The sequence below is a fragment of the Pyxidicoccus trucidator genome, assembly GCF_010894435.1.
Lineage (GTDB): Bacteria > Myxococcota > Myxococcia > Myxococcales > Myxococcaceae > Myxococcus > Myxococcus trucidator.
Genome location: NZ_JAAIXZ010000021.1, coordinates 191,452 through 215,649, shown reverse-complemented (window position 1 = coordinate 215,649; position 24,198 = coordinate 191,452). Strand labels below are relative to the sequence as shown.

At 69.1% G+C, this 24,198-nt stretch carries 21 protein-coding genes and 1 pseudogene; 9 read left to right on the top strand and 13 right to left on the bottom strand.

The window, feature by feature from the left end:
* Positions 1-125: 125 nt before the first annotated feature.
* The 3 genes from G4D85_RS40545 to G4D85_RS40535 form a co-directional block, all read right to left on the bottom strand.
* Positions 126-833 carry a hypothetical protein gene (locus G4D85_RS40545; protein WP_164019619.1) on the bottom strand — a complete coding sequence of 236 codons (708 nt, stop codon included), beginning with the start codon at positions 831-833 and terminating at the stop codon, positions 126-128.
* A 100-nt stretch (positions 834-933) separates the two neighbouring features.
* A complete protein-coding gene (locus tag G4D85_RS40540) occupies positions 934-2,490 on the bottom strand; it encodes a mucoidy inhibitor MuiA family protein (RefSeq protein WP_164019627.1) in 1,557 nt (518 codons plus the stop codon).
* Entirely contained in the window at positions 2,490-4,748 is a 2,259-nt protein-coding gene (locus G4D85_RS40535) for a DUF4139 domain-containing protein (RefSeq protein ID WP_164019618.1), read from the bottom strand. Before G4D85_RS40535 ends, G4D85_RS40540 begins: the two co-directional genes overlap by 1 nt.
* 204 nt (positions 4,749-4,952) lie before the next feature.
* On the opposite strand from G4D85_RS40535, the gene G4D85_RS40530 reads away from it, so the two are divergent.
* The gene (locus G4D85_RS40530) at positions 4,953-5,375 is read left to right on the top strand and encodes a peptidase associated/transthyretin-like domain-containing protein (protein ID WP_164019617.1); all 423 of its coding nucleotides are present in this window, start codon (positions 4,953-4,955) and stop codon (positions 5,373-5,375) included.
* A 6-nt stretch (positions 5,376-5,381) separates the two neighbouring features.
* Here G4D85_RS40530 and G4D85_RS40525 read toward each other — a convergent pair whose 3' ends face one another.
* The 3 genes from G4D85_RS40525 to G4D85_RS40515 all read right to left on the bottom strand — a co-directional run bounded on the left by G4D85_RS40525 (position 5,382) and on the right by G4D85_RS40515 (position 8,202).
* The gene (locus G4D85_RS40525) at positions 5,382-5,933 is read right to left on the bottom strand and encodes a M15 family metallopeptidase (protein WP_164019616.1); all 552 of its coding nucleotides are present in this window, start codon (positions 5,931-5,933) and stop codon (positions 5,382-5,384) included.
* Between the two features lie 83 nt (positions 5,934-6,016).
* Positions 6,017-6,421, bottom strand: a complete 405-nt coding sequence (locus tag G4D85_RS40520; RefSeq protein ID WP_164019615.1) for an MGMT family protein — start codon at positions 6,419-6,421, stop codon at positions 6,017-6,019.
* Positions 6,422-6,546: 125 nt separating this feature from the next.
* Positions 6,547-8,202 carry a DUF2339 domain-containing protein gene (locus G4D85_RS40515; RefSeq protein WP_164019614.1) on the bottom strand — a complete coding sequence of 552 codons (1,656 nt, stop codon included), beginning with the start codon at positions 8,200-8,202 and terminating at the stop codon, positions 6,547-6,549.
* A 247-nt stretch (positions 8,203-8,449) separates the two neighbouring features.
* Here G4D85_RS40515 and G4D85_RS40510 point away from each other — a divergent pair, with 247 nt between their 5' ends.
* Positions 8,450-10,432 (top strand): WD40/YVTN/BNR-like repeat-containing protein, encoded by a 1,983-nt coding sequence (locus G4D85_RS40510; protein ID WP_164019613.1) that lies wholly within the window; start codon positions 8,450-8,452, stop codon positions 10,430-10,432.
* Positions 10,433-10,435: 3 nt separating this feature from the next.
* Here the strand turns inward: G4D85_RS40510 and G4D85_RS40505 are convergent, their stop codons facing one another.
* Entirely contained in the window at positions 10,436-10,834 is a 399-nt protein-coding gene (locus tag G4D85_RS40505) for an ACT domain-containing protein (protein WP_164019612.1), read from the bottom strand.
* A 23-nt stretch (positions 10,835-10,857) separates the two neighbouring features.
* Positions 10,858-11,253 carry an FHA domain-containing protein gene (locus tag G4D85_RS40500; RefSeq protein WP_240359791.1) on the bottom strand — a complete coding sequence of 132 codons (396 nt, stop codon included), beginning with the start codon at positions 11,251-11,253 and terminating at the stop codon, positions 10,858-10,860.
* Between the two features lie 314 nt (positions 11,254-11,567).
* On the opposite strand from G4D85_RS40500, the gene greA reads away from it, so the two are divergent.
* The 5 genes from greA to thrC all read left to right on the top strand — a co-directional run bounded on the left by greA (position 11,568) and on the right by thrC (position 17,934).
* The gene (gene greA / locus G4D85_RS40495) at positions 11,568-12,086 is read left to right on the top strand and encodes a transcription elongation factor GreA (protein WP_164019610.1); all 519 of its coding nucleotides are present in this window, start codon (positions 11,568-11,570) and stop codon (positions 12,084-12,086) included.
* Between the two features lie 112 nt (positions 12,087-12,198).
* The gene (gene recG, locus G4D85_RS40490; protein WP_164019609.1) at positions 12,199-15,213 is read left to right on the top strand and encodes an ATP-dependent DNA helicase RecG; all 3,015 of its coding nucleotides are present in this window, start codon (positions 12,199-12,201) and stop codon (positions 15,211-15,213) included.
* An 89-nt stretch (positions 15,214-15,302) separates the two neighbouring features.
* Positions 15,303-15,941, top strand: coding sequence for a protein-L-isoaspartate(D-aspartate) O-methyltransferase (locus tag G4D85_RS40485; protein WP_164019608.1), 639 nt, complete (start codon positions 15,303-15,305; stop codon positions 15,939-15,941).
* A gap of 86 nt (positions 15,942-16,027) precedes the next feature.
* On the top strand, positions 16,028-16,600 hold the full coding sequence (locus G4D85_RS40480; protein ID WP_164019607.1) for a hypothetical protein: 573 nt from the start codon (positions 16,028-16,030) through the stop codon (positions 16,598-16,600).
* A 2-nt stretch (positions 16,601-16,602) separates the two neighbouring features.
* Positions 16,603-17,934, top strand: coding sequence for a threonine synthase (gene thrC, locus G4D85_RS40475; RefSeq protein ID WP_164019606.1), 1,332 nt, complete (start codon positions 16,603-16,605; stop codon positions 17,932-17,934).
* A 7-nt stretch (positions 17,935-17,941) separates the two neighbouring features.
* On the opposite strand, the gene ribB is transcribed toward thrC, so the two are convergent.
* Entirely contained in the window at positions 17,942-19,093 is a 1,152-nt protein-coding gene (ribB, locus tag G4D85_RS40470) for a 3,4-dihydroxy-2-butanone-4-phosphate synthase (protein ID WP_164019605.1), read from the bottom strand.
* Positions 19,094-19,329: 236 nt separating this feature from the next.
* Here ribB and G4D85_RS40465 point away from each other — a divergent pair, with 236 nt between their 5' ends.
* Positions 19,330-19,668, top strand: a complete 339-nt coding sequence (locus tag G4D85_RS40465; protein ID WP_164019604.1) for a hypothetical protein — start codon at positions 19,330-19,332, stop codon at positions 19,666-19,668.
* Positions 19,665-20,321 (top strand): dTMP kinase, encoded by a 657-nt coding sequence (gene tmk, locus G4D85_RS40460; RefSeq protein WP_164019603.1) that lies wholly within the window; start codon positions 19,665-19,667, stop codon positions 20,319-20,321. Before G4D85_RS40465 ends, tmk begins: the two co-directional genes overlap by 4 nt.
* Before the next feature lie 228 nt (positions 20,322-20,549).
* Here tmk and G4D85_RS40455 read toward each other — a convergent pair whose 3' ends face one another.
* The 4 genes and pseudogenes from G4D85_RS40455 to G4D85_RS50910 form a co-directional block, all read right to left on the bottom strand.
* The gene (locus G4D85_RS40455; RefSeq protein ID WP_164019602.1) at positions 20,550-21,047 is read right to left on the bottom strand and encodes a hypothetical protein; all 498 of its coding nucleotides are present in this window, start codon (positions 21,045-21,047) and stop codon (positions 20,550-20,552) included.
* The gene (locus G4D85_RS40450) at positions 21,044-22,042 is read right to left on the bottom strand and encodes a hypothetical protein (RefSeq protein ID WP_164019601.1); all 999 of its coding nucleotides are present in this window, start codon (positions 22,040-22,042) and stop codon (positions 21,044-21,046) included. Before G4D85_RS40450 ends, G4D85_RS40455 begins: the two co-directional genes overlap by 4 nt.
* 183 nt (positions 22,043-22,225) lie before the next feature.
* Positions 22,226-23,035, bottom strand: a complete 810-nt coding sequence (locus G4D85_RS49995) for a C-terminal helicase domain-containing protein (protein ID WP_240359789.1) — start codon at positions 23,033-23,035, stop codon at positions 22,226-22,228.
* 171 nt (positions 23,036-23,206) lie between these two features.
* Positions 23,207-24,193 (bottom strand): annotated as a pseudogene (locus G4D85_RS50910) (SNF2-related protein); the annotation flags it as partial.
* Positions 24,194-24,198: the final 5 nt, after the last annotated feature.

Here is a 24,198-nt window from a genome sequence, read left to right as displayed (position 1 = left end):
CCGCTGGCACTCGCCGCGTCGACTTCGCGCCAACTTACGCGCCGCCTCCCGCGCCACGCCGCCCCAGGGGCGCGCGGCGTAGACCGCAGCGCTCGCCCCCTCGCTCCAAAAGAGCGAAAGTCGAGTCAGAGACTCAACCCCAGCATGGCGCCCGCGAAGGGCCCGCTGAGCGAGACGGAGAACTGATTGAGGGTGGAGTTCCCCTCGAAGCCCTCCGCCTTCTTGAAGTACTGCGTGTAGCCGCCCTGGACACGCATGTAGACCCAGCGCCCGAAGGAGTAGTGGAAGGACGCCAGTCCGCCCGCGCCGAAGATCCACCGCTGCGTCCGGGCCTCGTAGTAGTTGTCGCCCAGCATGGGGCCGTTGTTCGGATCATCCGGCTGGTTCTGGGAGATGCGTCCCGTGGGGAGGGAGACCTCGGCCCCGCTCCCGAACGCGGCCACCCCGAGCGTCAGCTCTCGCGTGAGCGGGAACCGCTTCTCCAGCCCCGGGCGGAACGCGAGCACCTGGACGTCGTCGGCGAAGTACCAGTCGACGCCGTTGATCCACCACAGGTCATTCCGGTTCGAGCCCCGGAGGATGTTGAAGTGCAACCCACCCGACAGCCGCACCGCGGTGTTCCGCGGCTCCACCGTCCGGACCAGCGCCCGCGTCGTGGGGACGAGCGCCGTCGGGTGCTCCATCCGGGTGATGAAGCCACCCAGCTCCACCGCGAACTGCGGTGGCCTGCGTGGCGCCTCCTCCTCCGGGGGCGCATCCGCCGCCGAGGCGGCCAGCGGCAGCCCGAGCGACACCAGCAGTCCAAGGGAGCACAGCGTGGGGGCGATTCGCATGGGGGTTCCTCCACCCAAGGGGATAGTCACGGGCCCTACCACGGTGGAAGGGCCCCTCCCAAACAGCTGTTGCCCGGTGGAAGGACCGGCCGGGACAGCGTCAGAGTCCGGCCACCTTGGACGCGCTGGTGACGGTGTAGGCCAACGAGAGCTCCTGCTGGGAGCGGGGAGGCGCCGCCAGCTCGAAGCGGACGATACCGTCATCGCTGACCCGGACCGGACCTGGCTTGGTGAGCTCCCTCAGCAACATCACCTCCACGGACTCCACCTCGGACACGGGCATCCGCTCCTCCAGGGCCACGGACTCGGGCCGGGCGCCCATGTTGGAGAGGAACAGCTTCACCCGCTGCGTGCGCACCCGGCGGCCGGTGAGGCGGCTTGTCTCCACTTCCTCGTCCACCTTGCGCGCGACGCGCAGCGAGTCCTCGCTGCCGAAGCCCAGCTTCACGCGCTCGCCCCGGCCCGTGAAGCGCAGCTGCGCGCGGCCCACGTAGCCGCTGGAGCGCACCAGGTCCACCGGCCCCGCCAGCAGCACCGAGGGGCCCGTGTTGTCGAAGCGCGCCACCCGGTGCACCAGCGGTGACAGCTCCGGGCACGCCAGGAACTCGGAAGCAGCGTTCGCGGTGAAGCGAAACAGCGGCACGCGGTGCGGCTCTCCGTCCGACGGCACGGTGGCCCGGTGCTGCGCCGCCAGGGTCAGCGGCTCGCCGCCGTCGTCCATGCCGGGCAGGCCCTCCTCGCGCTTCGCCGCGCCGCCCTCGCCCGTGGTCTGGATGACCTCCTCGCGGATGGCCACCTCCACCACCTGCTTCTCGCGCTCCGTCTTGTCGCGCAGCCACAGCCAGTCCTCCATCAGCCGCGGCGGCGTGGCGCCCAGCGTGGGGCGCGCCGTGGAGAAGGCCAGCTCCGCGTCCTTCCATTCCTCCTCGGTGCGCTGCCACACCACGGCCTCGCACTCCAGCGTCACCGCCTCACCCTTGTCACCGCGCTCCAGCGTGGCGCGGTAGGCCGGGCGCCAGGCCGCGCAGGGCACCAGGTACGTGACGGACAGGATGGCGGAGCCCCCGGCGGGGTGGCCCACCTCCAGCTCGGCATGGACGTCGAGCTTCGACTCCGGCCCCTCGGTGCGCGCCAGGGCGGTCCGCGCCTCCTGGAGCCGCTCCTTGAGCTGGAGGACCTCGCGGTTCGACTCGCGGAGCGCCGCGTCCGCGGCGTCCATGGACTGGCGGACGGTGTCCAGCAGCGACCGCCAGACCTCGGGGCGGTCCTTGCCCCGGCCCGCGTCCTCGGCGATGGAGCGATAGACGTCCTCGTGGGCGCCCTGGAGCAGGCCGTACCGGCGGCCCCGCCGCTGCTCCTCCGCCTCGGCGCGCCGCAGCTCCTGCTCCAGCTCCGCCACGCGGCGGCCCAGCTCGGTGCGGTGCTCTCGCAGGGCCTCGGGGCGGTGGGGCTTCACGGCGCGGCGGATGCGCGCCTGGGACACGGTGCCACCGGCCACCTTCGCCTGGAGGGAGCGGTCCACCGCCAGCGGCGAGAGTCCCTCGATGACCAGGCGCTGGGCACCGGCGACGAGGGGCACCTCGCCGCGCCGCTCGACGAGCGCCCGGTCCTCGAGGATGGTCACCTTGACCACGGGAAGGGAAAGGGGAGCGCCCATCATGTCCTCCGGTTTCCGCCCCCGAGCATCTTGCTCGCGGGGATTCTCACGGTCCACGTCGCCTTCAGCGTCTGCGCCTCGCCGGGCTGGAGCACCACGCGCCACGCGCGCTCGCCCTCCACCTGCGTCTCACCCGGTAGCGGCGTGCGCTTCTGCCAGAGCGGCGCCACCTCCGTCTCCTCCACCTTGATGTCCTTCTCCGAGCCGACGGGCACCGCCGGCACGCGCTCGCACACCTCCACGAGGACGCGGTTGGCCAGCCGGTTGGCCAGCTCCACCGACACGTGGTGCGTCAGCATCGTCGCGCCGCCGAAGATGCCGCCGGTCGCCTCGTCGAAGCGCGTGTTGCGCGCCACCTTGATGGACTCCTCCACGCCCAGGCCCAGTCGCTGCGTCGCGCCGGGCGCCATGGTGGGCAGCGGGGACGTCATCAGGAACTCGTCGCCCAGCGTGACGTCCACCGGTCCGGCCAGCAGCGGGTAGGGCGTCCGGTTCTCCACGCGCACCGTGCGGAAGGCGCGCGTCTCCACCGACGGCACGCAGACGTACTCGGCGGACAGCCCGACGGGGACGGACAGCACCGGCACCGTGTGCCACGCCCCGTCCGAGGGGACGTCCGCGCGGGCCTCCACGTCGAAGCGCGCATCGAAGTGCGGCGAGGACTGGCGCGGGGGGACGGACCACGCGGGCGGAGACGCCTGCCAGACGGTGGAGACCTCCTGCTCGCTCACGGCCACCAGCGTGGTGATGTCGATGTGGACGTGGACCGCCGCCAGCGCCAACAGCTCCCGGGTGACATGGGCGGGGCGGGGACGCAGGCGGCCCCGCGCACCGGCATCCTCCGCGGGCGCCAGCTCCAGGCGGTCGTAGTCCAGCAGCGCGTCCGACGGCTCCAGCCGCGAGGCCTGCCGCTCCTCCGCCGCGCCACCGTTTCCACCCAGTGCACCGCCGGGAGCAACGCCGCCCCCCTCGCCCAGCAGGTCCGAGGGCGCATCCATCTCGGCCTCTTCGTCGTACGCTTCCATCGGGGGAGGGGGGCCTCCGCCGCGTTTCTTCGGCTTGGGCGCCATGGAGCGCGAGGGCATCGCCGCCCGTGGGCGCGACCCCACGGACCCCGAGGACTTGGGGGCTTCCGCCATGGGCGCCGCGGGAACGGCCGGGTAGGAGCCCGTGGACGAGAAGAGCTCTTCCTTGGAGACGGGGCGACGGCGCTCCAGCATCGGCGCCTCGTCAGCCAGCTCCGACAGGTCCAGGCCTCCCTTGTTCCGGGCCAGCTCCTCCTCGGCGCGATACGGAGCAGGCTCGGCGAGGGGGGGCTGAGGCTTCGCGGGGCTGCGCGTGGTGTCGTATCCGGCGAACAGCTCGTCCAGCCCGGGTGGGGGCTCACGCCAGCCGGAGCGCGCGGGGGGCGGCTGGCGCCGGCCGATGCGCAGCGCCTTCAGCTCCGGCACCTCCGCGCGCCGCTCCAGGTCGGCGGTGGAGACCGACAGCTTCACCCCCGACCAGTCCTCGCCGGTGCGCTGGAGGACGGAGGCGCGCATCCGCAGCGTTCCCTCCTCCAGCGTGCGGGGCAGCCGTAAGTCGTAGGTGGGTACCCAGCGCGCGCCCGGCACCGCGTACTCGAGCGTGAGCCTCGCGGGGTGCTCCACGCCGGAGACGCCGGCCAGGGTGAGGATGGCGGCGCGGTACACGCGGGCCCGCTGGCCGCGCACCGCGGTGGAGGCCTCGCTCAGGCGCTGCTGGCGCAGGTTCACCTCCGCCTCCGCGTCGCGCTGCTGGCGCTCCAGGTCCAGCTTCTTCGCCTGGAGGACGCCCAGCTCCGAGTCGACCAGCGACGTGAGCGATAGCAGGGCGGGCAGGGCCGCGTCGCGTGGCTGGAGCTCTTCCTTCTTCCGGACCGGATAGGCGGGAGTGAGGTTCGACAGGGCGTCGAGCTCGCGCTTCACGAGGTGCAGCGACGCCGCCACCCTGGCGCTCCGGGCCCGGGCCTCCTCCAGCGCATGTTGCTCGGAGGGGACGTCCACCTCGGGTGGGAGCTGCACGTCGAAGGCGGGGCGGATGTCGCGCACGGCGAGCCCCGGTGGGCCGTGCAGCACGGACGCCCGAAGCGAACCGGCGCGCAAAGACAGTGGCAGGCCGTTGATGCGTACCTGCGTGGGAAAGCGACCACCTTCCGCCGGCACGTTGGCCACGCGAGTGCATAGCGCGCCCTCGGCATGGACGGTGACAGCATCCAGGATGGATGGCACGACGAGCATGAGCCCCCCTCACCCGAAGAAGAGAGCCCACCCTAGTCGAGATGGCTGCCGGAAAGCATGCAGGCACAGCGCTGTCGTGCGGCCCCGCTGCCGGAAAACCGCTGGCGCCTCGCATTTCTGAGGGGGGCCTGGTGCACGGACGCCTGGAGTTTCGCGCGGTTCATGAGGTGGGCGCCCGGTATGTGAGTTGCTTCCACCCCAGGCATGGTCCGGACCGTTGCCTTCTCGCTGCTCACCGTGCTCGCCCTGGGCGGGTGTGACCTTCCTTCGGCCTTCGAACGCACGCTCGCGGATGGCGAGGACGGCCCTCCCTCCGAGCGTTCCTGTGAGGGAGTGATGTGCGGCCCCTGTCCGCCCGCCATCACCGTGCGAGTCACCGGCGGTCTCGGGGACCCCACGCCCGAGGCGGTGCTGGCCGGTCTCGAAGGCCACTGTGGTGCGGCTTCCTCCGCGACCGAGTGCACCCCAGACGTCTACGCCCCCGGCGATTACGCCTTCGAGGTCCGGGCCACGGGCTACAAGCCCGCGTCCGTGCAGGTGACGGTGCCGGAGATGCTGGTGGTGGGCGCCTGTTGCAACTGTGGCTACGAGGCGCGAGTGCTGGACGTCACGCTGGAGCGACTGTAGCGCCGCTCAGCTCGCGTCCTTGTTCGCGACGGGCTCGGGCGCGGTCTCGACTCCCACGTCGCGGCCCAGGCAGTCCTGCCCCGCTTCGGGTGCGCGGGTGGTGCGCGGGCGGTACTCCCAGTGCCACGGCTCCGACTGCACGGTGCGCCGGAAGCCGAAGCGGCACGCATTGGAGGCGAGCCAGTCGTACGTGGGCGTGGTGACGTCGCCCACGACGAGGTCCAGCGCGAGGCCCCGCTGGTGGTTGGAGCGCCCGGGCCGCGCGGCCTTCGGGCCCAGGCCCTTGCGGTAGCGGTCGTACAGCCAGCGCTGCTCCCTGCGCGAGCGGTAGCCGCTGGTGACCCGGAGCGACACTCCCTCCGCGCGAGCTTCCGTGCTCATGCGCTGGAACGCCGCGGCGGCGGCATGGTGGAGCAATTCGCCGCCCTTGAGACGGACGAGCTTCGTGCCCTTAGCCTTCGCCTTCGTCCGGCGCACCTTCGCTTCACCAGCGAGAGCGGAGGACGCGACGAGGCACAGGAGGAGCAGGACACTCCAGCGGAGAAACGCGAGCGGCATGTTGGAATCCGACCCGTTGGCCAGGGCCTGACTCTCTCGCGTCTATTCCCAGAGGCAAAGCAGGCGGGGGAGCAGGCGCTCTCTCAGAAGAGCCGCAGCTGCGGGTCGGGCGCGCTCCCCGGGCGCCTGGGCAGCGGCTGGAAGCCGTGGGCGCGGGCCCACTCCTCGCTCGGCCCTTCCCAGTGGTGCGCGGCCATGCGCACGTGGCCCTTCTCGTCGAAGGCGACGCCCTCCGCCTCCAGCAATTCGCGCTGGCCGTGGCCCGACGTGCTGATGCCGCCGGTGCGGCTGATGATGCGCTGCCACGGCACCGTCTTCGCGCGTGCGCCCAGGGCCCCGAGCGCGTGCCCGACGATGCGGGCATCACAGCCCTCCCCGACGATGGTGGCGAGGTCTCCGTAGGTGGCCACCTGGCCGCGAGGCACCTGGTCGGCGACGGTGTAGATGCGCTCGAAATAGTCGCGCTCGTCGCGCGCTGACGTGGACATGGAGCCCTCCTGGCCCGTGTAGGTCTCCACCGTCGAAATGCCGTGTGGCGGGTTGGGAGTCAAGAGCACAACCGGGCGGGTGGGGTTTCATGGACGTCCCGCGTCCGATTGCTGCTGTCTGGCTGTCAGCTCTTGCGGTGCCTCAGGCGGGTGTACGTGTAGGAGATGACCAGCAGCATCACCCCCAGGAGGATGAAGGTGAGGATGCGCTGGTCGGCGGGGAGGTTGCCCAGGTCCACCACCAGCAGGCGCAGCAGCGCGAGTCCCAGGACGGCGAGGGCGGCCAGCCGGTACCAGCGCTCGTGCACCGCGAAGCCCAGGGCGAAGAGGCCGAAGGCGGCCACCACCCAGCCCAGCGTCACCAGCCCCTCCGGCATCAGTCCGCCCACGAGTCCGACGAGGGCCAGCCCCGAGCCCGCCGCGCAGGCTGCCTGCAGGAGCGAGTCGCCCCGGTGGACCTCGGGCCGCGTCGTGCCCGGCCAGAGCACGGTGCCAGCGCGCTCCACGAACACGAAGAAGAGGAAGAGCGTCGCGAACAGGGGCCTGTGGTCGGGCGTGAGCGCCTCGCACGTGCCCAGCGCGGTGAAGAGGATGAGCACGCCCACCCAGCGCAGCACGGGCGAGTTGGCGCCACGCGCGGCCAGCCCGGTGCCGAGGCCCGTCACCGCCCATGCGGCCACCAGCTTCGCGTCCTCGTGCCGTGCGGGCATCGCCAGCGCGAGGGTGATGGCGGTGAGCGACAGGTAGGCGTGGAAGAGGGCGCCGGGCGCGTGCCTCGCGCGGGCCGCCACGGCACAGGCCCCCTGTGCGAGCGCCAGCGTCACGAAGAAGGTGAAGAGGTGGTCGTCACTCCACCGCGCCACCTCGTAGCCGCCGAGCAGCGCCAGCCCCACCCAGTTGAGGAGCGCGAAGGCGAGGCACGCGCGCATGGACAGCTCGCGCGGGCGGGCCAGCAGGGCCACGGAGAACAGCAGGAAGTAGAGGACGATGAAGCCGAGGCTCAGCAGCAGCCGCTCCCGCTCCGGAGCCCCGGGGGCCACGCCGTCGTCGCGCAGCGCCCAGACGATGTGCGTCGAGTACACCGCCACCAGGCTGGACAGCGGCACCACCACCCAGCGGTTCTGCACCAGGAAGAAGAGGGCGCCGGCCGCGAGCAGCGTGGTGGAGAACAGCGTGAAGGTGGTGATTTCGCTCAGCATCCCCGTGTGCAGCCCGAGGAAGAGCGCGACGCCGGCCACCGTCTCCGACTGCATCCGGTGCGCGATGACCACGATGCCGATGACGAGCAGCGCGAGCAGCACCAGCGCGAGCGCCTGGCTCTCGATGACGCGCACGGAGGGCAGGAAGTGCAGGGCGTAGGTGACGAAGTAGGCCAGCGCCAGTCCGCCGCCGAAGACGATGCGCCCGAACAGCTCGTGCCGCCGCGCCAGCCACACGCCGAATGCGCCCAGGCCCGCGCTCAGCACGTACCCGGCCACCACGCGCGCCAGCATGCCCAGCTCACCGAAGCGGTAGGTGATGAGATAGGCGATTCCGATGATGAGCGCGACGATGCCCAGTCGGCTCAGCCAGTACGTGCCGAGGTGGGCCTCCAGGTCCCTCCGCTCGGGAGCGGGCGCGACGGGCGGCGTGGCGACGGCCACGGTGGAGACGGGAGGCGGGGCCTCGGCCCGGACGCCCGAGGCTTCCAGGCGGGACAGCCGCGCCTCCAGGGAGGCCACGGCCGACTCCAGCTTGCGAACGGCTTCGCGCAGCTCCTGCTCCTCACCCTCGACCGCCATTCCCTCGACCTCTCGTCAACGAGGGCACCGACACGGCCCCGGCGCCCGTTGGCAACTCCCGTGGTGTTGATGCGGCGCAGCCTGACGCAATCGACCCATGCAATTCCAGCGACTGACGCATCCTGGCGAACTCCAGACGCCGGGCTTCGCGATCCACCCAGGACCGTTGCTTGCAATACATCCCTGAAGTGGAGCCGGGGCGCACGCCGCGCCACCGGTCTGTCCTCGCAGTCGCCACGGAGACCCCATGTCCCGCGACAACCTCTTCGCAGCAGGTGCGGCATCCGCTACGCGGCCCGGCCCGGAGCAGCACAGGTCGCGCGCGGGCGCGACGGCGCTGTCCTTCGCGCTCCTGGTGATGGGGGCCCTGGCGCTCGGCGGCTGTGAGCCGGATCCCGATGAGCCTCCTCCCGTCGAGGACGCGGGCACCGATGCAGGCTCGGGCGGGGATGCGGGAAGCGACGGTGGCACCCCTTGTGGCTTCTGCGTGGAGCCGGAGGTGTGTGGAGGCCGGGGCAATCCCACCTCCTGCGCGATTCCCGCCGCGAGTCGCGAGTGCAGCGAGGACGGCTGGTGCTGGGAGTACCCACTGCCACATGGCTACACCCTGAACAACGCGCACTTCCTCGCGACCCAGGATGGCTGGGCCGTGGGGGAGTCCGGCCGCATCCAGCACTGGGATGGCACGCGGTGGACGCGCGTCGCCAGCGGTACGACTTCCGAGCTGCTCGGTGTGCACGCCGTCTCTGCCACGGAGACTTGGGCCGTGGGGAGGGACGGCACCGTGCTGCGCTCGTCGGGAGGCGCCTTCTCCGCGGTGGACGCGGGGACGCGTCAGCACCTCCAGTCCGTCTGGGCCTCGGGTTCGAGCGACCTCTGGGCGGTGGGCGCGGCTGGCACCGTGGTGCGCAACCGCGGTAGCGGCTTCCAGGCGGTGGATGCGGGCACCACCCAGCGCTTCAACGACGTGTGGGGCAGCAGCCCGGAGGACGTGTGGCTGGTGGGAGAGGGCGGCACCGTGCGGCACCATGACGGGAATGCCCTCGCCAGCATCAGCACGAACACCACGCTGCCGCTGTACGAGGTGACGGGGACGGGCCCGAACGACGTCTGGGCGGTCACCTCCGAAGACCCCTGCCTCTTCTGCGATGACTACGGCATCGTGTACCGCGTCTCCACCACCGGGCTCGAGGAGCGCCTGCGCATCTCGGATCAGTTCTTCCACGTGTTCGCGGCGGCCCCGCAGACGATGCTGGTCGCGGGCGAGGGCCCGCGCTACCGGTGGGATGGCTCCTCGTGGCTGCGCCTGTCGTCTGGCCAGAACGGCACCATGGCCGGCGCGAGCCCCAATGACGTGTGGCTCTTCGGCCGCCATGGTCACCTCGAGCGGTGGAATGGCTCCGCCTGGTCGACGACGGCCCCCAACCGCCGGGTGAGCACGGTGCTGGACATCCACGGCAGCAGCGCCAACGACGTCTGGGCCGTGGACAACGAGGGCCGCGTGCTGCACTGGAACGGGGGCGGCTGGACCTCGTCCGAGCCCATCCAGTTGCTGCGGGCCAACGTGCAGGGGGTGTACGCGGCGTCGCCGTCCGAGGTCTGGATGGTGACTTCCCAGAGCGGTGACGAAATCGTCCGCTGGAACGGCACGGGCTTCGCCGACGAGCCGACGCTGGATCCCCAGGGACTGATGGCCATCCATGGCTCCTCGGCCACGGACATCTGGGCGGTGGGACTCGCGGGCGAGGCGCTGCACCGTGACGCCACGGGCTGGACGCGCATCGCCACGGGCGTCACGGCGACGCTGAACGACGTCTGGGTCCAGGGGCCGTCGCTGGCGGTGGCGGTCGGGAGCGCGGGCACCATCATGCTCTGGAGCGGCAGCGCCTGGAGCCCGATGACCTCGGGCACCGACAAGGACCTGCTCAGCGTCTGGGGCACGGGCGCCTCGGACCTGTGGGCCGTGGGCGCGGAGGGGACGCTCCTGCACTTCAACGGCACCGCCTGGAGCGCCGTGGCCAGTGGAACGCAGGTCCGGCTGAATGCCGTGTGGGGTGTCTCCGCCACGGAGGTCTGGGCCGTGGGCGACAACGGCACGCTGCTGAAGCGCAGCGGGGCGCAGTGGGTCTCCGAGCGCACGGGCATGGCTCGGCCCCTGAACGCGCTGTGGGCCCCCGCTGCCTCCGACGTCTGGCTCGGGGGCGTCTCGGCCGTCCTCCGCAAGAACTGACGCTCAGCGCGCGAAGGACTCCAGCAGGGCCACGGCCTCCGTGGCCCGCGCCGAGGGGATGAACAGGTGGTCGTGGAAGTACGCGGCCACCGGGTTCACCCCGATGCCCTGCGCCGCCAGCCGCGTGGAGATGGCGGCCATGAAGCCCACCGCGTCCAGGCTGGAGTGCACCGACAGCGTCACCAGCCGGAAGGTGCCCGAATACGCGAGGCCCGCGGCGTCCGCGCGCTCGCGGCGGAGGATGAGCGTCAGCCCCTCGTCCTCGTGGAAGAGGCCCACGGGGCCGAGTGCACCCAGGTCCGGCGAGGCCGGGTGGGGCAGGGTGCAGAAGACGAACTCGCCGTCCTTCAGCACCGGCCGCATCGACTTCAGCAACACGTCCAGGCTCGTCTCTCCGGCCATGTGCGTCCCGTTGCCTCCTGCGCTCACCCGCTGCGCGAGCCCAGCCCGGTCGCCTCGCCCGAGCGCAGCCGCTCGTGGAGCGTGCCCGCCAGCAGGTACCAGAACTGCACGTTGCCGAAGCTCAGGATGTCGCCATCTCGCAGCGCCGCTTCCCGCTGGCCCAGCGTCTGGGCATTGAGGAAGGTGCCGTTGGTGGAGCCCAGGTCCTGCACCGTGCAGCGCTGCTCGGCCTCGTTCCAGCGCAGCTCCGCGTGCATCTTGGAGACGGACGCGTCGTCGATGACCAGGTCGCAGTCCATGCGCCGGCCGATGCGCAGCCGGTCCGTGGCCAGCAGCGGCGGCAGCGTGGCCACTCGCAGGTGTTCGAATTCGAACAGGAGCGCGAGCATTCCCGCCTGGATGTCCTCGGACGAGGCCATGCGGGTGGGGGCGTTCACCGCGGCCGACGCGTCAGAGGGGGGCCGCTGGATGAGAGCGAAGGGCCCGAGTTGACGCAGGAAGGCAGGAGCGGAAAGGGTCGCGACAAGCGCGCGCAGTTCCTGGACGGACAGCACGCGGGCAGACTACCGGGTCGCCGGGCGTGCGCACAGCGTATCGGTCATTCCCTGTACGGCTTTCGTTGACCAACTTGTCAGTGGTTCCCTACATTGGGCCTTTCGTGGGGGCCGGACTCCGTGAGGAGCACCGGCCCTTTGTCTATTGAACCTTGGGAGTGGTGGAAGGAGCTGTTTCGATGAGCAGCGGGAGCGACAACATCCCGATGACCCCGTCCGGACTGCGTAAGCTCAAGGATGAGCTCAAGCACCTCCAGTCCGTCGAGCGGGGGAAGATCTCGCGCGAGATCGAGGTCGCCCGCGCCCACGGGGACCTGCGCGAGAACGCGGAGTACCATGCGGCCAAGGAGAAGCAGTCGCACATCGAGGGCCGCATCCTGGACCTCAACGACTGGATTGCCCGCGCGGAGGTCATCGACACCAGCAAGCTGGGCGGCGAGAAGGTCGTCTTCGGTGCGACCGTGGACCTCATGGACACGGAGACGGAAAAGCCCGTGACGTACCGGCTCGTCGGCGAGCTGGAGGCCGACCTGAAGAAGCGGTGGATTGCCGTCACCTCACCGGTGGCACGAGCGCTCATCGGCAAGAAGGTGGGCGACATCGCGACGGTGCAGAGCCCGGGCGGCACGCGCGAGCTGGAGATCACGAACGTTCGCTTCGAGGACCCGGACGAGGGCACGCCGTCCGGCGAGAGCTGAGCACACGTCCCTTCGGGGAGCTGCCGGGGGAGCGGGCACGGGCTCGCTCCCCCGGTCTCGTTTTCTGGGAGACGTCACCCCTCTTCCGTAGGATGAGCGACGGAACCCGCGCGTGAACCATCCGCTCGCCAGCCTCGTTACTCCTCTCCGGTATGCGTGCCAGCGCGACTTCGCGATGCTCGCCACCGTGAAGTCGCTGCGCCCGGTGCTCGAGCACGCCCTCGCGGGGGCCGGCGGCGTCAATGCCCAGGCCCTGGACCACCTGCGCTCGGCGCTGCCCTATGTGGACGACCCCGCGCCCGAGCGCCGCAAGGCCGCGCTCCGGCGCGTGGTGGCGGGCCTGAGGCTCAGCGGCGTGGAGCTGCCGGCGGAGCTGGAGGGCGTCGGCGCGGAGGCCAGGCTCCCTGCCGGTGCGGGGCAGGGCTCGCGAAGTGGCGCTGGGCGGGCGTCGGTACCGGACGAGGGGCTGGCCCCCGTGGCGAAGTCACGGCCACGCGTCACGCCGGCCCAGGGGCTGCCCGTGGTGGACGACGAGGCCGGCGCGGTGACGCCTCCGGGCTATGTCCCCCCGTGGAAGTCCGTCGAGCCCGTGCCCACGGGGCTCCGGGGGAAGGTCGGCCCTTCCGGGGCGGATGTCGGAGGCGTGCATCCCCCGCGCTCGGCGTCCGGTGCGCCCGTGTCTTCCCCGGTGGCGGGACGTGGGCTGTCAGCTCGCTCCGATGCACTGGCGCTGGCGGGCGGAGCCGCGCTGCCATCGTCCCCCGCGGTGGCTCCGGGCGTGCGTTCCGCAGGCCTGCCCGCCGCACCAGGCACGCGCACCGGCCAGCCCGGCGCCCACGCCGCGCCTCCCTCTGCCGGTGCCACGCGCGGCGCCAAGGCGCTCAAGCAGGCCACGCTCGACGCGGTGCCCGAGGCCATCGTTCCTGGCGCGAAGCTGCGCAAGGAGAAGGCGGAGCGGAAGAAGAAGCGCGCGGCGGCGGCCGAGGCCTCGCGCTCCGAGGCGAAGCTGCTGTCCATCGCCCCTCGCACGGGGCCGCTGTCCATGCCGCTGAAGACGCTGGACAAGCGGCTGGGCCCCCGGCTCGTGTCGACGCTCAACAAGAAGGGGCTCCGCCAGCTGGGCGACATCCTCTTCCTGCTGCCGCGCTGCTACGAGGACCGACGGCGGCTGAGCACCATCGCCGAGCTGGAGCCCGGCCAGCGAGGCGTCACGGTGGGCGTGGTGAAGGTCGCGGACTTCGTGCCCGGGCGCGGCGGCAAGCGCGTGTTCCGCGCCGTCATCGGGGACCGCTCGGGCAGCATCGCCGCCACGTACTTCAACGCGGGGCCCTGGCTGAAGAGCCGCTTCACCGTGGGCAAGCGCATCGTCATCTCCGGCGAGGTGCGCGCCACCATGAGCGGCCGGGAGATGGCGCACCCGGAAATCGAGCCCGCCGAGGACCTGGAGTCCTCCTCCTCCGTCCACTTCAACCGCATCGTCCCCATCTACCCAGGCTTCGAGCGCGCCGAGCAGCGCTCCTTCCGGGACCTGGCCGCCAATGTGGGCGAGAAACACGCCCACGCGCTGGAGGACCCGCTGCCGGCGGACCTGCGCCGCCGCCTCGAGCTGATGGGCCTGCCGGAGGCGCTGCGCTTCATCCACTTCCCGCCCGGTGATGCCGACCTGGAGGCGCTCGACTCGCATCAGAGCCCCGCGCACCGGCGCCTCGCGTTCGACGAGCTGTTCTTCCTCCAGCTCGGCATGGCCCTCAAGCGCCAGGGCATCAAGGCGGAGGAGGGCATCGCGTTCGACGTGTCCGCGCCCCGGCTGGACAAGGCCCGCGCCGCGCTCCCGTTCCAGCTCACCGGTGCCCAGGCCCGCGTGGTGGAGGAGCTTGCGAAGGACATGGCCCGCCCGGAGCCGATGAACCGGCTGGTGCAGGGCGACGTGGGCAGTGGCAAGACGGCGGTGGCGATGATCTCCGCGCTCGTCGCGCTGCAGGACGGCTACCAGGTGGCCGTCATGGCGCCCACGGAGATTCTGGCCGAGCAGCACGAGCGCACCTTCCGCAAGGTGCTGGAGCCGCTGGGCTACCGCGTGGGGCTGCTGAGCGCGGCGGGTACGGCGAAGTCCAAGCGCGAGCGGCGCGACGCCGTGGCCCGGGGGGACATCCACCTGGCCGTGGGCACGCACGCGCTCATCCAGCAGGACGTCACCTTCCAGCGGCTGGGGCTCGCGGTCATCGACGAGCAGCACCGCTTCGGCGTGCTCCAGCGCCACACGCTGATGAGCAAGGGGCCGAAGCCGGACGTGCTGGTGATGACGGCCACGCCCATTCCCCGCACGCTGGCCATGACGCTGTACGGGGACCTGGACCTGTCCGTCATCGACCAGCTCCCGCCGGGGCGCACGCCGATTACGACGCGCGTCTTCAACGAGAAGCAGCGCGCCCGCGTGTACGAGTCGGTGGCCTCGGAGCTGGCCAAGGGCCATCAGGCGTACATCGTCTATCCGCTGGTGGAGGAGTCCGAGAAGCTCGACCTGGAGGACGCCACGCAAGGCGTGGAGAAGCTGCGGCAGGTGTTCCCCCAGGCGAAGGTGGGCCTGCTCCACGGACGGATGAAGGGCGAGGAGAAGGACTCCGTCATGGAGGCCTTCCGCGAGAAGCAGCTGGACCTCCTCGTCTGCACCACCGTGGTGGAGGTGGGGGTGGACGTGCCCAACGCGTCGGTGATGGTGGTGGAGCATGCCGAGCGCTTCGGCCTGTCGCAGCTGCACCAGCTCCGGGGCCGCGTGGGCCGTGGCGCGGCGGCGAGCTACTGTCACCTCGTGGCCGGCGCCGCGCGCTCGTGGGAGTCCACCGAGCGGCTCGGGGTGATGGAGCGGAGCAGCGACGGCTTCATCATCGCGGAGAAGGACCTGGAGATTCGCGGGCCGGGCGAGTTCCTGGGCACGCGGCAGAGCGGCCTGCCCGAGCTGGCGGTGGCCAACCTGGCGAGGGATGGAGACCTGCTGTCCATGGCCCAGGTGGAGGCCCGGCGCATCCTGGAGAAGGACCCGGACCTGAAGACCCGTGAGAACCAGGGGCTGGTGAAGGCGCTGGAGGAGCGGTGGGAAGGCCGCCTCGCGCTGGCCCGGGTGGGGTAGGGCGCGAGGCCGCTCCGCTGGCGCCGGGCAGGGCCGCAGGGGGGGCGTGGGAGCATGCCTGCCTGCTCCTCAGTGACTAAGGTATCGGCATGGGTGATTGGGGACGCGCTGCATACCTGGAGGCGCAGGGCATCCAGGACCGGCGGGTGCTGGAAGCGATTGCCCGGTTGGATCGCGCGGAGTTCGTCCCGGAGCGTGTGCGCGGCGAGGCCGGTGTGGACGCGCCGCTGCCCATCGGCTACGGGCAGACCATCAGCCAGCCCTACGTCGTGGCGCTGATGACCGAGGCGCTCCAGCTCCAGGGGTATGAGCGCGTCCTGGAGATTGGCACCGGCTCTGGCTACCAGACGGCGGTGCTCTCCCTGCTGTGCCGCGAGGTGTTCACGGTGGAGATCGTCCCCGAGCTGGCCCGCTCCGCGCGGCGGCTGCTGCGGCGGCTGGGGCTCCAGAACGTGTACTTCCGCCTCGGAGACGGCTCGCTCGGCTGGCCCGAGCAGGCGCCCTTCGACTGCGTCCTGGCCGCCGCCGCTCCCAGCGACGTGCCCCTCCCGCTGGTGGCTCAGCTCGCGCGCGGCGGTCGCATGGTCATCCCCGTGGGCCCCATGGGAGGGACGCAGGAGCTGCTGCGCATCCGGCGCTCCCGCCATCCGGGCGAGCTGCCCCTCGTCGAGCGACTGCTCCCGGTGCGCTTCGTCCCCATGACGGGACAGGCCCTGTCCCAGGAGTGAGCCGGGCGCCTGGCCGCCAGAATGCTTCGGTAGGGCCGGAAGTCGCGTTGCTCCCGAGAGCGGCGGCCCGCTAACGTTCGCGCATCATGATCATCTGTCCGATGTGCGACCACGTGCAGCCCGAGGGGACCGAGTGCGACGTCTGTGGCCGGGTCTTCCCCGCGCCGGCCGTCGATGCGGCGGCCCCCGTGGCGCCGCTGGCCGAGCTGGAGCTGACTCCGCACGCGGGAGGCCGCGCGGCCGTCGAGGTCGCCGCCCTGCCCGAGCTGGACGTGACGCGCCTGAAGGCCGGCCCGGACCTGCCGGCCCAGGTGGTGCCCGACCTGGAGCTGACGCGGGCGGGAGCCACCGGCGCGGTGCCCGTGGCGCCCATGCTGGAGCTGGACACCGGCCGCGCGCAGGACGACGGCGTGCGCACCGCCGCGCCCGTGGGCTCCGTGGTCTGCCGGTACTGCCGCAATGTGCAGGCGCAGGGGATGCTCTGCGACAACTGCGGCATGCGGCTGCCGCGCGCGCGCCTGGCGGCGACCGCCGTGGCCGGAGCGAAGCGCCCCGGGGGAGATGATGAGGCCTGGGCACCCTGTCCGACGTGCCATACGCCCACGCGTCCCGGTAAGGCTTGCTCGGAGTGTGGGACGCGGTCCAGGGTGGACGCATGATCATGCCGGATCCGAAGTTCCGGGCGGAGTACGCGTGCAGCGAGGGCTGTGACTTCCGCGCTTCGCTGCTGGAGGTCGTGTACCGGTGCCCGCGTTGTGGCGGGCTGCTGGAGGTGTCGCACGACGTGGCCGCCCTGCGCGGCGTGCCCGCGGTGATGTGGAAGCGGCGCTTCGAGTCGCGCTTCGGCGCGTCACGGCTGCCGGACGCCTCGGGCGTGTGGGGCAAGCAGGAGTGGGCCTTCCCGCAGCTTCCCACCGAGGACATCGTGTCGCTGGGCGAGGGGCGCGTACCGCTCAAGCCGCTGCCGCGCATGGCGTCCGAGCTGGGGCTGGCGGCGCTCGACTTGAAGGAGTGCGGCGTCTCTCCGACGGGGAGCTTCAAGGACTGGGGAATGACGGTCCTGGTCTCCGCCGTGAAGCACATGCGCTCGCAGGGCGTGCCGCTGCGCGCGGTGGCGTGCGCGTCCACGGGGGACACGTCCGCGGCGCTCTCCGCCTACTGCGCGGCGGCGGGCATTCCGGCGGTGGTGTTCCTGCCTCGCGACAAGGTGTCGCTCGCGCAGTTGGTGCAGCCCATCGCCAACGGGGCGCGGGTGCTGTCCCTGGACACGGACTTCGATGGCTGCATGAAGCTGGTGCAGGCGGTGACGGCGGACACGGGGCTGTACCTGGCCAACTCGATGAACTCGCTGCGCATCGAGGGCCAGAAGATGGTCGCCGTGGAGCTGTGCCAGGACCTGGGCTGGGAGCCGCCGGATTGGGTGGTGATTCCCGGCGGCAACCTGGGCAACGCGAGCGCGCTGGGGAAGGGCTTCGAGCTGATGCTGGAGCTGGGGCTGATTACGAAGCGGCCGCGCATCGCCGTGGCGCAGGCGCAGCGCGCCAACCCGCTGGCCCGCTCCTTCCGGGGCGGCTTCCAGGAGCTGGTGCCGATGCAGGCTGAGAAGACGCTGGCGTCGGCCATCCAGATTGGCAACCCGGTGTCCTTCAAGCGCGCGGTGCGAATCCTCAAGGCCTTCGACGGCGTGGTGGAGGAGGCCACCGAGTCCGAGCTGTCCAACGCCGCGGCGCGGGCGGACCGCGAGGGCTCCTTCACCTGTCCACAGACGGGCGTGGCGCTGGCGGCGGTGGAGAAGCTGGTGGCCCAGGGCGTCATCGCGAAGGGCGCGAGCGTGGCGGTGGTGGCCACCGCGCACGGGCTGAAGTTCGCGGACTTCAAGGTGGGCTACCACCGGAGTGCGCTGGCGGACGTGACGAGCCGCTACGCGAATCCCCCGGTGGAGCTGCCCGCGAACCTGGACGCGGTCCGGAAAGCGCTGGCGGACCTGGGCTGAGGTTCCGTCAGTCGGCGAGCAGCGGCACGCGCTTGTCGATGGTGAGGCCGAAGCCCGCGAGGCCGCGATAGGTGATGTCCGTGTTGGTCATCACCTGGAGCGAGCGCACGCCCAGGTCGTTGAGGATCTGGCAGCCCATGCCCAGGTCGCGCGACTCCTGCGGGCCCCTCGTCGGGCCGCTGCTGCCGTCGGTGTTGCGCTTGTGGTTGATGCCGAAGTCGTCGCCGTGCATGCCGGGCAGGTAGACGAGGACGCCGTTGCCCTCACGGGCGATGCGGGCGAGCGACTGGTCCAGCAGCACGTTGCAGTTGCAGGACGGCGAGCCGAACACGTCGCCCAGGGCGCACGCGGCATGCAGCCGCACCAGCGTGCTGGGGCGGGCCGCGGGGTCGCCCTTCACGAGCACCAGCGACTTCACGCCGTCCGGCAGCCACGTGTAGGTGAGGGCGGTGAACTCGCCGTAGCGGGTGGTGACGGTGTGCTGGCCGGGCTCGCGGCGCACCAGCCGGTCCTTGCGGCGGCGGTGCTCGATGAGGTCGGCGATGGTGATGACCGCCAGCTTGTGCTCGCGGGAGAAGGTCATCAGGTCCGGCATCCGCATCATGGTGCCGTCGTCCTTCACCAGCTCGCAGAGGATGCCGGAGGGCTCCAGGCCCGCGAGGCGGGAGAGGTCCACCGTTGCCTCGGTGTGGCCGGCGCGGCGCAGGACGCCGCCCTCGCGGTAGCGCAGCGGGAAGATGTGGCCGGGGCGCAGGAAGTCGTCCGCCTTGCTGTTCGGGTCCACCAGCGCGCGGATGGTCTTCGCGCGGTCCGCCGCCGACACGCCGGTGGTGGTGCCGTGCCGGAAGTCCACGGAGACGGTGAAGGCGGTGCGGTGGGACTCGGTGTTGTCCGCCACCATCTGCGGCAGGCGGAGCGCGTCCAGCCGCTCGGCCAGCATGGGCTGGCAGACGATGCCGCTGGTGTGGCGGACCATGAAGGCGAGGTGCTCGGGCGTCACCTTCTCCGCCGCCATGATGAGGTCACCCTCGTTCTCTCGGTCCTCGTCGTCGGCGACGATGACGAACTTGCCGTCGCGGATGTCGCGGATGGCGTCCTCGATGGAGGAGAGCTGGGTGTCGTGACTCATGGAAGGGTCGGTCCGCCGGGAGGGCTGCATGTCCTGGGCGCATGTAGCGCGCGGGCCCCGGGCTCGCAAGGCAACCTGTTGGACCCTGTGCGTACAGGTGATGGAGGGGATGAGCCCGGCGGGGCTCGCCTGGGAGCAGGCAGGTGAGAGCAGGCAGGTAGGAGCTGGCAGGTGGGAGCAGGCCGTTGGAGGGCCGACGGTCGGTGGGGGAGCAGGGTGGCGACTCGACGGGTGGGGCGGGCTGATGTAGGGTCCGCGGCTCCGTGATGAGCGCTGATACCCAGGAACTGCGGACCCAGCTCGACCAGCTTCAAGAGAGCCTGTCCGTCCGCCAGAGCACGACGCACTTCGCCCATTCGGGCATCTCCACCATTGCCGCCCTGCTGATTGGCGGCGCGTCGGGCAAGCTGTTCTACGACTCGCTCCGCACGCCCTTCCTGGCGTGGGGCGCGGCCCTGCTGTCGCTGGGGCTGCTGGTGTACGCCCTGCGCAACTACGTCGCCGGCCGCAAGGTGCTGGTGGAGGAGCTGAAGGGCTACGAGACGATGCTGGAGCTGCGACGCCAGCTGCGCCTGGACGACCCCTCGGCGCTGCTGCCCCGGTGAGCGCCGCGAAGAAGGCCGTCCGGAAGGGGCGGTTCATCGTCCTGGAAGGGCTCGACGGCGCCGGCACCACCACCCAGGTGGAGCGGCTGGCGGCCCTGCTGCGCGCGGAGGGGCACGGCGTGCTCACCACGCGCGAGCCCTCCGACGGGCCCGTGGGCACCATGATTCGTCAGGCCCTCACGGGGCGGCTGGGCATGCCCGGTGGCGCGGGGCCGCTGTCTCCGGAGACGCTGGCGCTGCTGTTCGCGGCGGACCGGACGGACCACCTCTCGGCGCGCGTGCTGCCGGCGCTGGCCGAGGGCAAGGTCGTCCTGTGTGACCGCTATGTGCTGTCGTCGCTCGCGTACCAGGGGGCGTCGCTGCCCATGGAGTGGGTGGACGCGGTGAATGCGTGCGCGGTGTCGCCGGACCTGACGCTCTTCGTCGGCGTGGCGCCCGAGGTGGCGGCTCGTCGGCGCGCGGCCCGCGGTGGTGCGCCGGAGCTGTTCGAGGCGGACGAGGCACAGCGGCGGATTGCGAAGCAGTACGTGGCCGCCATCAAGCTGCGCGCGAAGCGCGAGCGCATCGTCCACGTCGACGGCGAGCAGGGCATCGAGGCGGTGACGGACGCGTCGATGAAGGAGATTCGCAAGCTGCTCGGCCGGAAGCGCTGAGCCGCGACTACCAAAACCTGGGATGGACCAAAGGCTTAGGGCACCCATCTGCGCAATGCGGCGGACGTCCCCCGATCCGTCGCGCCTCACCCGACACATCCAGTATCAAAGGATTGGGTACAGCTTTTCCATTCCTACGGTGCGTTTGCTCTAGTTACAGCATGCTGTGTCTGCCTGAGCCCCTTGGGAACCACGTGAAGTGCGGCAGAGTCACGAAACTGGGCAACATCACTTCTTGGCGTCTTCGTCGAGGTATTTGAACCACTCGTCGAGGTTGCTCTTGATCTGAAAGAGCGCCACTGAAAGGAAAACGAGGGTGACCCCAATTGAAGCCAAACAGATCCCAACAGCCCACCACCTCGACGAGAGCCCCAGCGTTACTTGGAGCAGGGAGGTTGTCAGCGAGGAGACGATGGCTGCAAATAGAAGATCCGTTAAATTGCGAAGTGGCGTAAAAATTGTCACCGGTCCCTTGAGCAAAGCCATCTTCTCCGCGTAGTTCTTTCGGTAGTTTGGATGGTCGTAGAGCCCCTCTTTCATCTTGATGACAATGAATGTCTTCAAGCTGAAGAGAAACCCGCCAAGCGTGAGAAACCCTGTAAAGAAGCTTCCTCGCAGCTTGTCATGAAATGTGTCGAGATCTAAGCCTAGGTGAAAGTGCAGGCCCGAAATGATGGCAAACACCACTACACCAACCATCGCGGCTCCTGCCAAAACTATTTTCATGGCTTCACCGGTGATGTGAATACTGCAGGGCGATCCTCGATGACTTTCTTCATCTTCTTAATCATCGGAGAGTGGTGGAATTCGTCGAGTTCGAAAGTCAAGTGTCGGGCTTCCTCGTCGAACTCGTACTCGCCGAATGTTTCGTAATTATTCAGCAGGTTCGCAATCTGCTGGACGCCGCTCTCGTCCACGCCAATGACCCTGCCCTTATCCGGCGAGGCGAGCCTTGTAATCTTTTTGATCCCTGATGCAATCGCGCTCACACCGTAATCGCTGTTGAATACCACCCGTTCGACGCGCCTGCGGACATATTTCGAAACGGGGGCAAAGACCGGATCGTCCGGCCTGACTGATGCGACCGTGAACTCGAAGCTCTTGATTGCGTGCATTTGCTGCATCAGGTCGTCAAGGTCTTCGTCCGTAACGAGCTGCACATGCGTGAGTGAACCCTTGTACTTCTTCCGGATGGCTACCTTCTTCGAGTTGGCGATGCCCTCGCCACCAGCTGCTTTGGTGTCGTGTTCGATCCGCGCCGACTTGTAATCTGAATAGCGGTCACCGAGAAACGCAGCGAACTGATTCAGCGCGCACGAGTGGTGATAGTGCAGATAGAGGCTCGTTCCGGTTTCCCGGTACTGGACGAGGTAATTGAGTTCCATCCCCAGCGTGCCCTCCATGAGCTCGCGAACCTCGACACGCAGTTTTCCACTATTCTGCGCCTTCAACTCTAAGAAGCGCTTCTGGTCCTTGATCGTAACCAACAGGCTGACGTTGTACTTGCCGTCGGTCTTCGTTCGGTAAATGCGGTCATGCCCCCCGAAGGACAGTGTCTGCCCACTGATTTTCTGAAGGTACGTTTGGAAGTCGTCGAGCGAGATTCCCTCTCCCGGAGTGAAAGTTACGCCGAGCAGCCGCATCTTCATCGCGAGGTCCCCCAGATTCGGTGCCAGCACGAGCGTCTGATGCTCGGCTGGGCGTTGGTTTCCGGGGCTCATAGCACGACTGCTCCGCTACCCTCAGATTTTTACTGTTAGGGAGTGTACATGGACGCTCTGACGGAGCGTCAACCCCTCGATTTTACAAGCTAACAGGGAGTACATAGGCGCCGAACATAGCGGCATTGGATGAGCGTCTTGGCCAACGTAGAGGATCTTCAGTCTGAGCCTTCCTAGGCAAACTCACCGGCTGCCCTTGGCGTCTCGCCGGATCTCGTGCAGCACCTCTGCAAAGACTTCGTCAATCGAATGGTACTCATCGACGTCAAACACGCCGCTGTGATCAGCATCGTCGAAGCCCACAACGGGCATCGGGTCGTCGAGCAAGGCGTAAAGAAGACGCTGTCGCTCCATCAATCTCCTGTTCAAAACACGCTCTATTGCACACGGGATGCTCGGAATGATGAAATTCGCAGTTGTCCCGGCAGGCATTCCCTGGCGATGAATGCGATCCAGCGACTGAACGAACTGTGCTGCATTGAAGCTGCGTTCAAGATACAGCGCGTGCTGGCTCGTCTTGTGAAGAGAAATCGACTCACTGCATGCGCCCATGTTCGCTATGAGAACGCGGCGATCAGGATTTTGCTTGAACAACTGCACACGCTGTTCGCGTGACAGTTCTTCTTCGCAATTCTCATCCCCTTCTTGAAGTGGCACTGAGCCCGTAATACTCAGCGGCTTCAAGTCCGCGAGCACGTTCTCGAGATAGCGGACATTTCCTAGGAACACGGTCCAGATGACGACTTTGTGTCCTTCGGCTACGAGCTTACGGCATGCCTCTTCGATGAAGCGCACCTTGGCGGGAGACGTCCGCGTTTTCGCGTACTGCCTAAGTGCAGCAGCGAGATCGCTCTTGGCGTTGAGAGATAGTGCCTTCTCGTCCTCCGGTAATTCCGAAGGAGCGTCTTCCGTATCTGCAAGCCAGAGGTCGTCCGCAGTCAGCGCTTCTGCGAGGAGCAGCGGATTGCTAGCTGCTTGGAGCAAACGAATCATGCGCGCGCGACGCCAGCGTTGAAGAAAGCGCCTGTCTCGGTCCGACAGATACTCGGCTTCTTGGAGCGTGCGACGCTCAAGCAACCGCAGCAGTAGGCGTTGCGAAGCTGGAACCGAGTCTGCCGGAAGCACGGGGTATCGGCCTTGAGGTGGCTTTAGTCCCAGGTCTGACTTGCACGTTCGATGGAAGAACGGACCGAGTTCGTTGCGCAGCTCAGGGATGACAGCCGCCGGAGGCCGGCGACACCGGATTTGAAAGTGCTCAGCGTTCCCGAGTAACTCCTGGCTTGGCCACAGGAACGTGAATGGACTCCAGAGGTCCACAGGGGACCGGGGCATGGGCGTCCCGGTGAGAACGAGCCGCCGCGCAGCGTACGGCGCGAGCTCTCGCACCGCCTGTGCCACTACGCCGGTGGACGACTTGATGTAGTGCGCCTCATCTAAGACGAGTAGCCACGGGCGACGTGCCATCACCTCGGTGAAACGTGTCACGTCTCTCCACGCACTTTGGTAGCTCGCCAGCACTAGGTCCGCGTCGTCTGCATGTGAAAAAAGTCGCGCACGTTGACTCGCTGTTCCGCTGATACGTAGGGTTCGTGGTGAACGGCCGAAACAAGCTGCGAACTCATCCTCCCAGGGCCGAAAGCAGCTCAGCGGACCGATGACCCACAGCCCGAGGCGCGGCTCCTCGCGACGGGCATGAGCCCAGTAGGCATAGGCGACGGTGGTTTTTCCGCTGCCTGGGACGGAGAAGTCGGCAGCATTCCAGCACGCAAGGTGCCGAGCTACAGCTGCCTGTTGATATGGCAGAAGAGTTCGCCCACTCTCGAACTCTGGAAGCGTGGAGGACACTCGCCCCCTGGGCTTCGCCTTGCGCGCGCGGCGCAACAGTTCGCGCTCGGCCTTTTTTTCGGCCTGAAATGCAGCCACTGCGGAGTCTGTCGAGACCTTGCCCCCAATGTCTCGAACTGCAGACAAAACCAATTCTAGCGTCTCCAGTTCGTTTCTGTATCGGGACACCACCAGTCCATCGGCCCACTCCTCGGTCCTGGATAAGCCTCGAAGGAGCAGTTCGTCGCGGAAAAGGCGCGACAGTTCAGTGTCCGTGGATTCCCAACGAACTGAGATTCCGTCATGTCGGCGACCAAGCGTGAACATTGTGT

Coding starts and splice junctions, on each gene's coding strand:
- G4D85_RS40545 (WP_164019619.1), bottom strand. CDS start 833: ATGCGAATCGCCCCCACGCTGTGCTCCCTTGGACTGCTGGTGTCGCTC.
- G4D85_RS40540 (WP_164019627.1), bottom strand. CDS start 2,490: ATGGGCGCTCCCCTTTCCCTTCCCGTGGTCAAGGTGACCATCCTCGAG.
- G4D85_RS40535 (WP_164019618.1), bottom strand. CDS start 4,748: ATGCTCGTCGTGCCATCCATCCTGGATGCTGTCACCGTCCATGCCGAG.
- G4D85_RS40530 (WP_164019617.1), top strand. CDS start 4,953: ATGGTCCGGACCGTTGCCTTCTCGCTGCTCACCGTGCTCGCCCTGGGC.
- G4D85_RS40525 (WP_164019616.1), bottom strand. CDS start 5,933: ATGCCGCTCGCGTTTCTCCGCTGGAGTGTCCTGCTCCTCCTGTGCCTC.
- G4D85_RS40520 (WP_164019615.1), bottom strand. CDS start 6,421: ATGTCCACGTCAGCGCGCGACGAGCGCGACTATTTCGAGCGCATCTAC.
- G4D85_RS40515 (WP_164019614.1), bottom strand. CDS start 8,202: ATGGCGGTCGAGGGTGAGGAGCAGGAGCTGCGCGAAGCCGTTCGCAAG.
- G4D85_RS40510 (WP_164019613.1), top strand. CDS start 8,450: ATGTCCCGCGACAACCTCTTCGCAGCAGGTGCGGCATCCGCTACGCGG.
- G4D85_RS40505 (WP_164019612.1), bottom strand. CDS start 10,834: ATGGCCGGAGAGACGAGCCTGGACGTGTTGCTGAAGTCGATGCGGCCG.
- G4D85_RS40500 (WP_240359791.1), bottom strand. CDS start 11,253: ATGGCCTCGTCCGAGGACATCCAGGCGGGAATGCTCGCGCTCCTGTTC.
- greA (WP_164019610.1), top strand. CDS start 11,568: ATGAGCAGCGGGAGCGACAACATCCCGATGACCCCGTCCGGACTGCGT.
- G4D85_RS40485 (WP_164019608.1), top strand. CDS start 15,303: ATGGGTGATTGGGGACGCGCTGCATACCTGGAGGCGCAGGGCATCCAG.
- G4D85_RS40480 (WP_164019607.1), top strand. CDS start 16,028: ATGATCATCTGTCCGATGTGCGACCACGTGCAGCCCGAGGGGACCGAG.
- thrC (WP_164019606.1), top strand. CDS start 16,603: ATGCCGGATCCGAAGTTCCGGGCGGAGTACGCGTGCAGCGAGGGCTGT.
- ribB (WP_164019605.1), bottom strand. CDS start 19,093: ATGCAGCCCTCCCGGCGGACCGACCCTTCCATGAGTCACGACACCCAG.
- G4D85_RS40465 (WP_164019604.1), top strand. CDS start 19,330: ATGAGCGCTGATACCCAGGAACTGCGGACCCAGCTCGACCAGCTTCAA.
- G4D85_RS40455 (WP_164019602.1), bottom strand. CDS start 21,047: ATGAAAATAGTTTTGGCAGGAGCCGCGATGGTTGGTGTAGTGGTGTTT.
- G4D85_RS40450 (WP_164019601.1), bottom strand. CDS start 22,042: ATGAGCCCCGGAAACCAACGCCCAGCCGAGCATCAGACGCTCGTGCTG.
- G4D85_RS49995 (WP_240359789.1), bottom strand. CDS start 23,035: ATGATTCGTTTGCTCCAAGCAGCTAGCAATCCGCTGCTCCTCGCAGAA.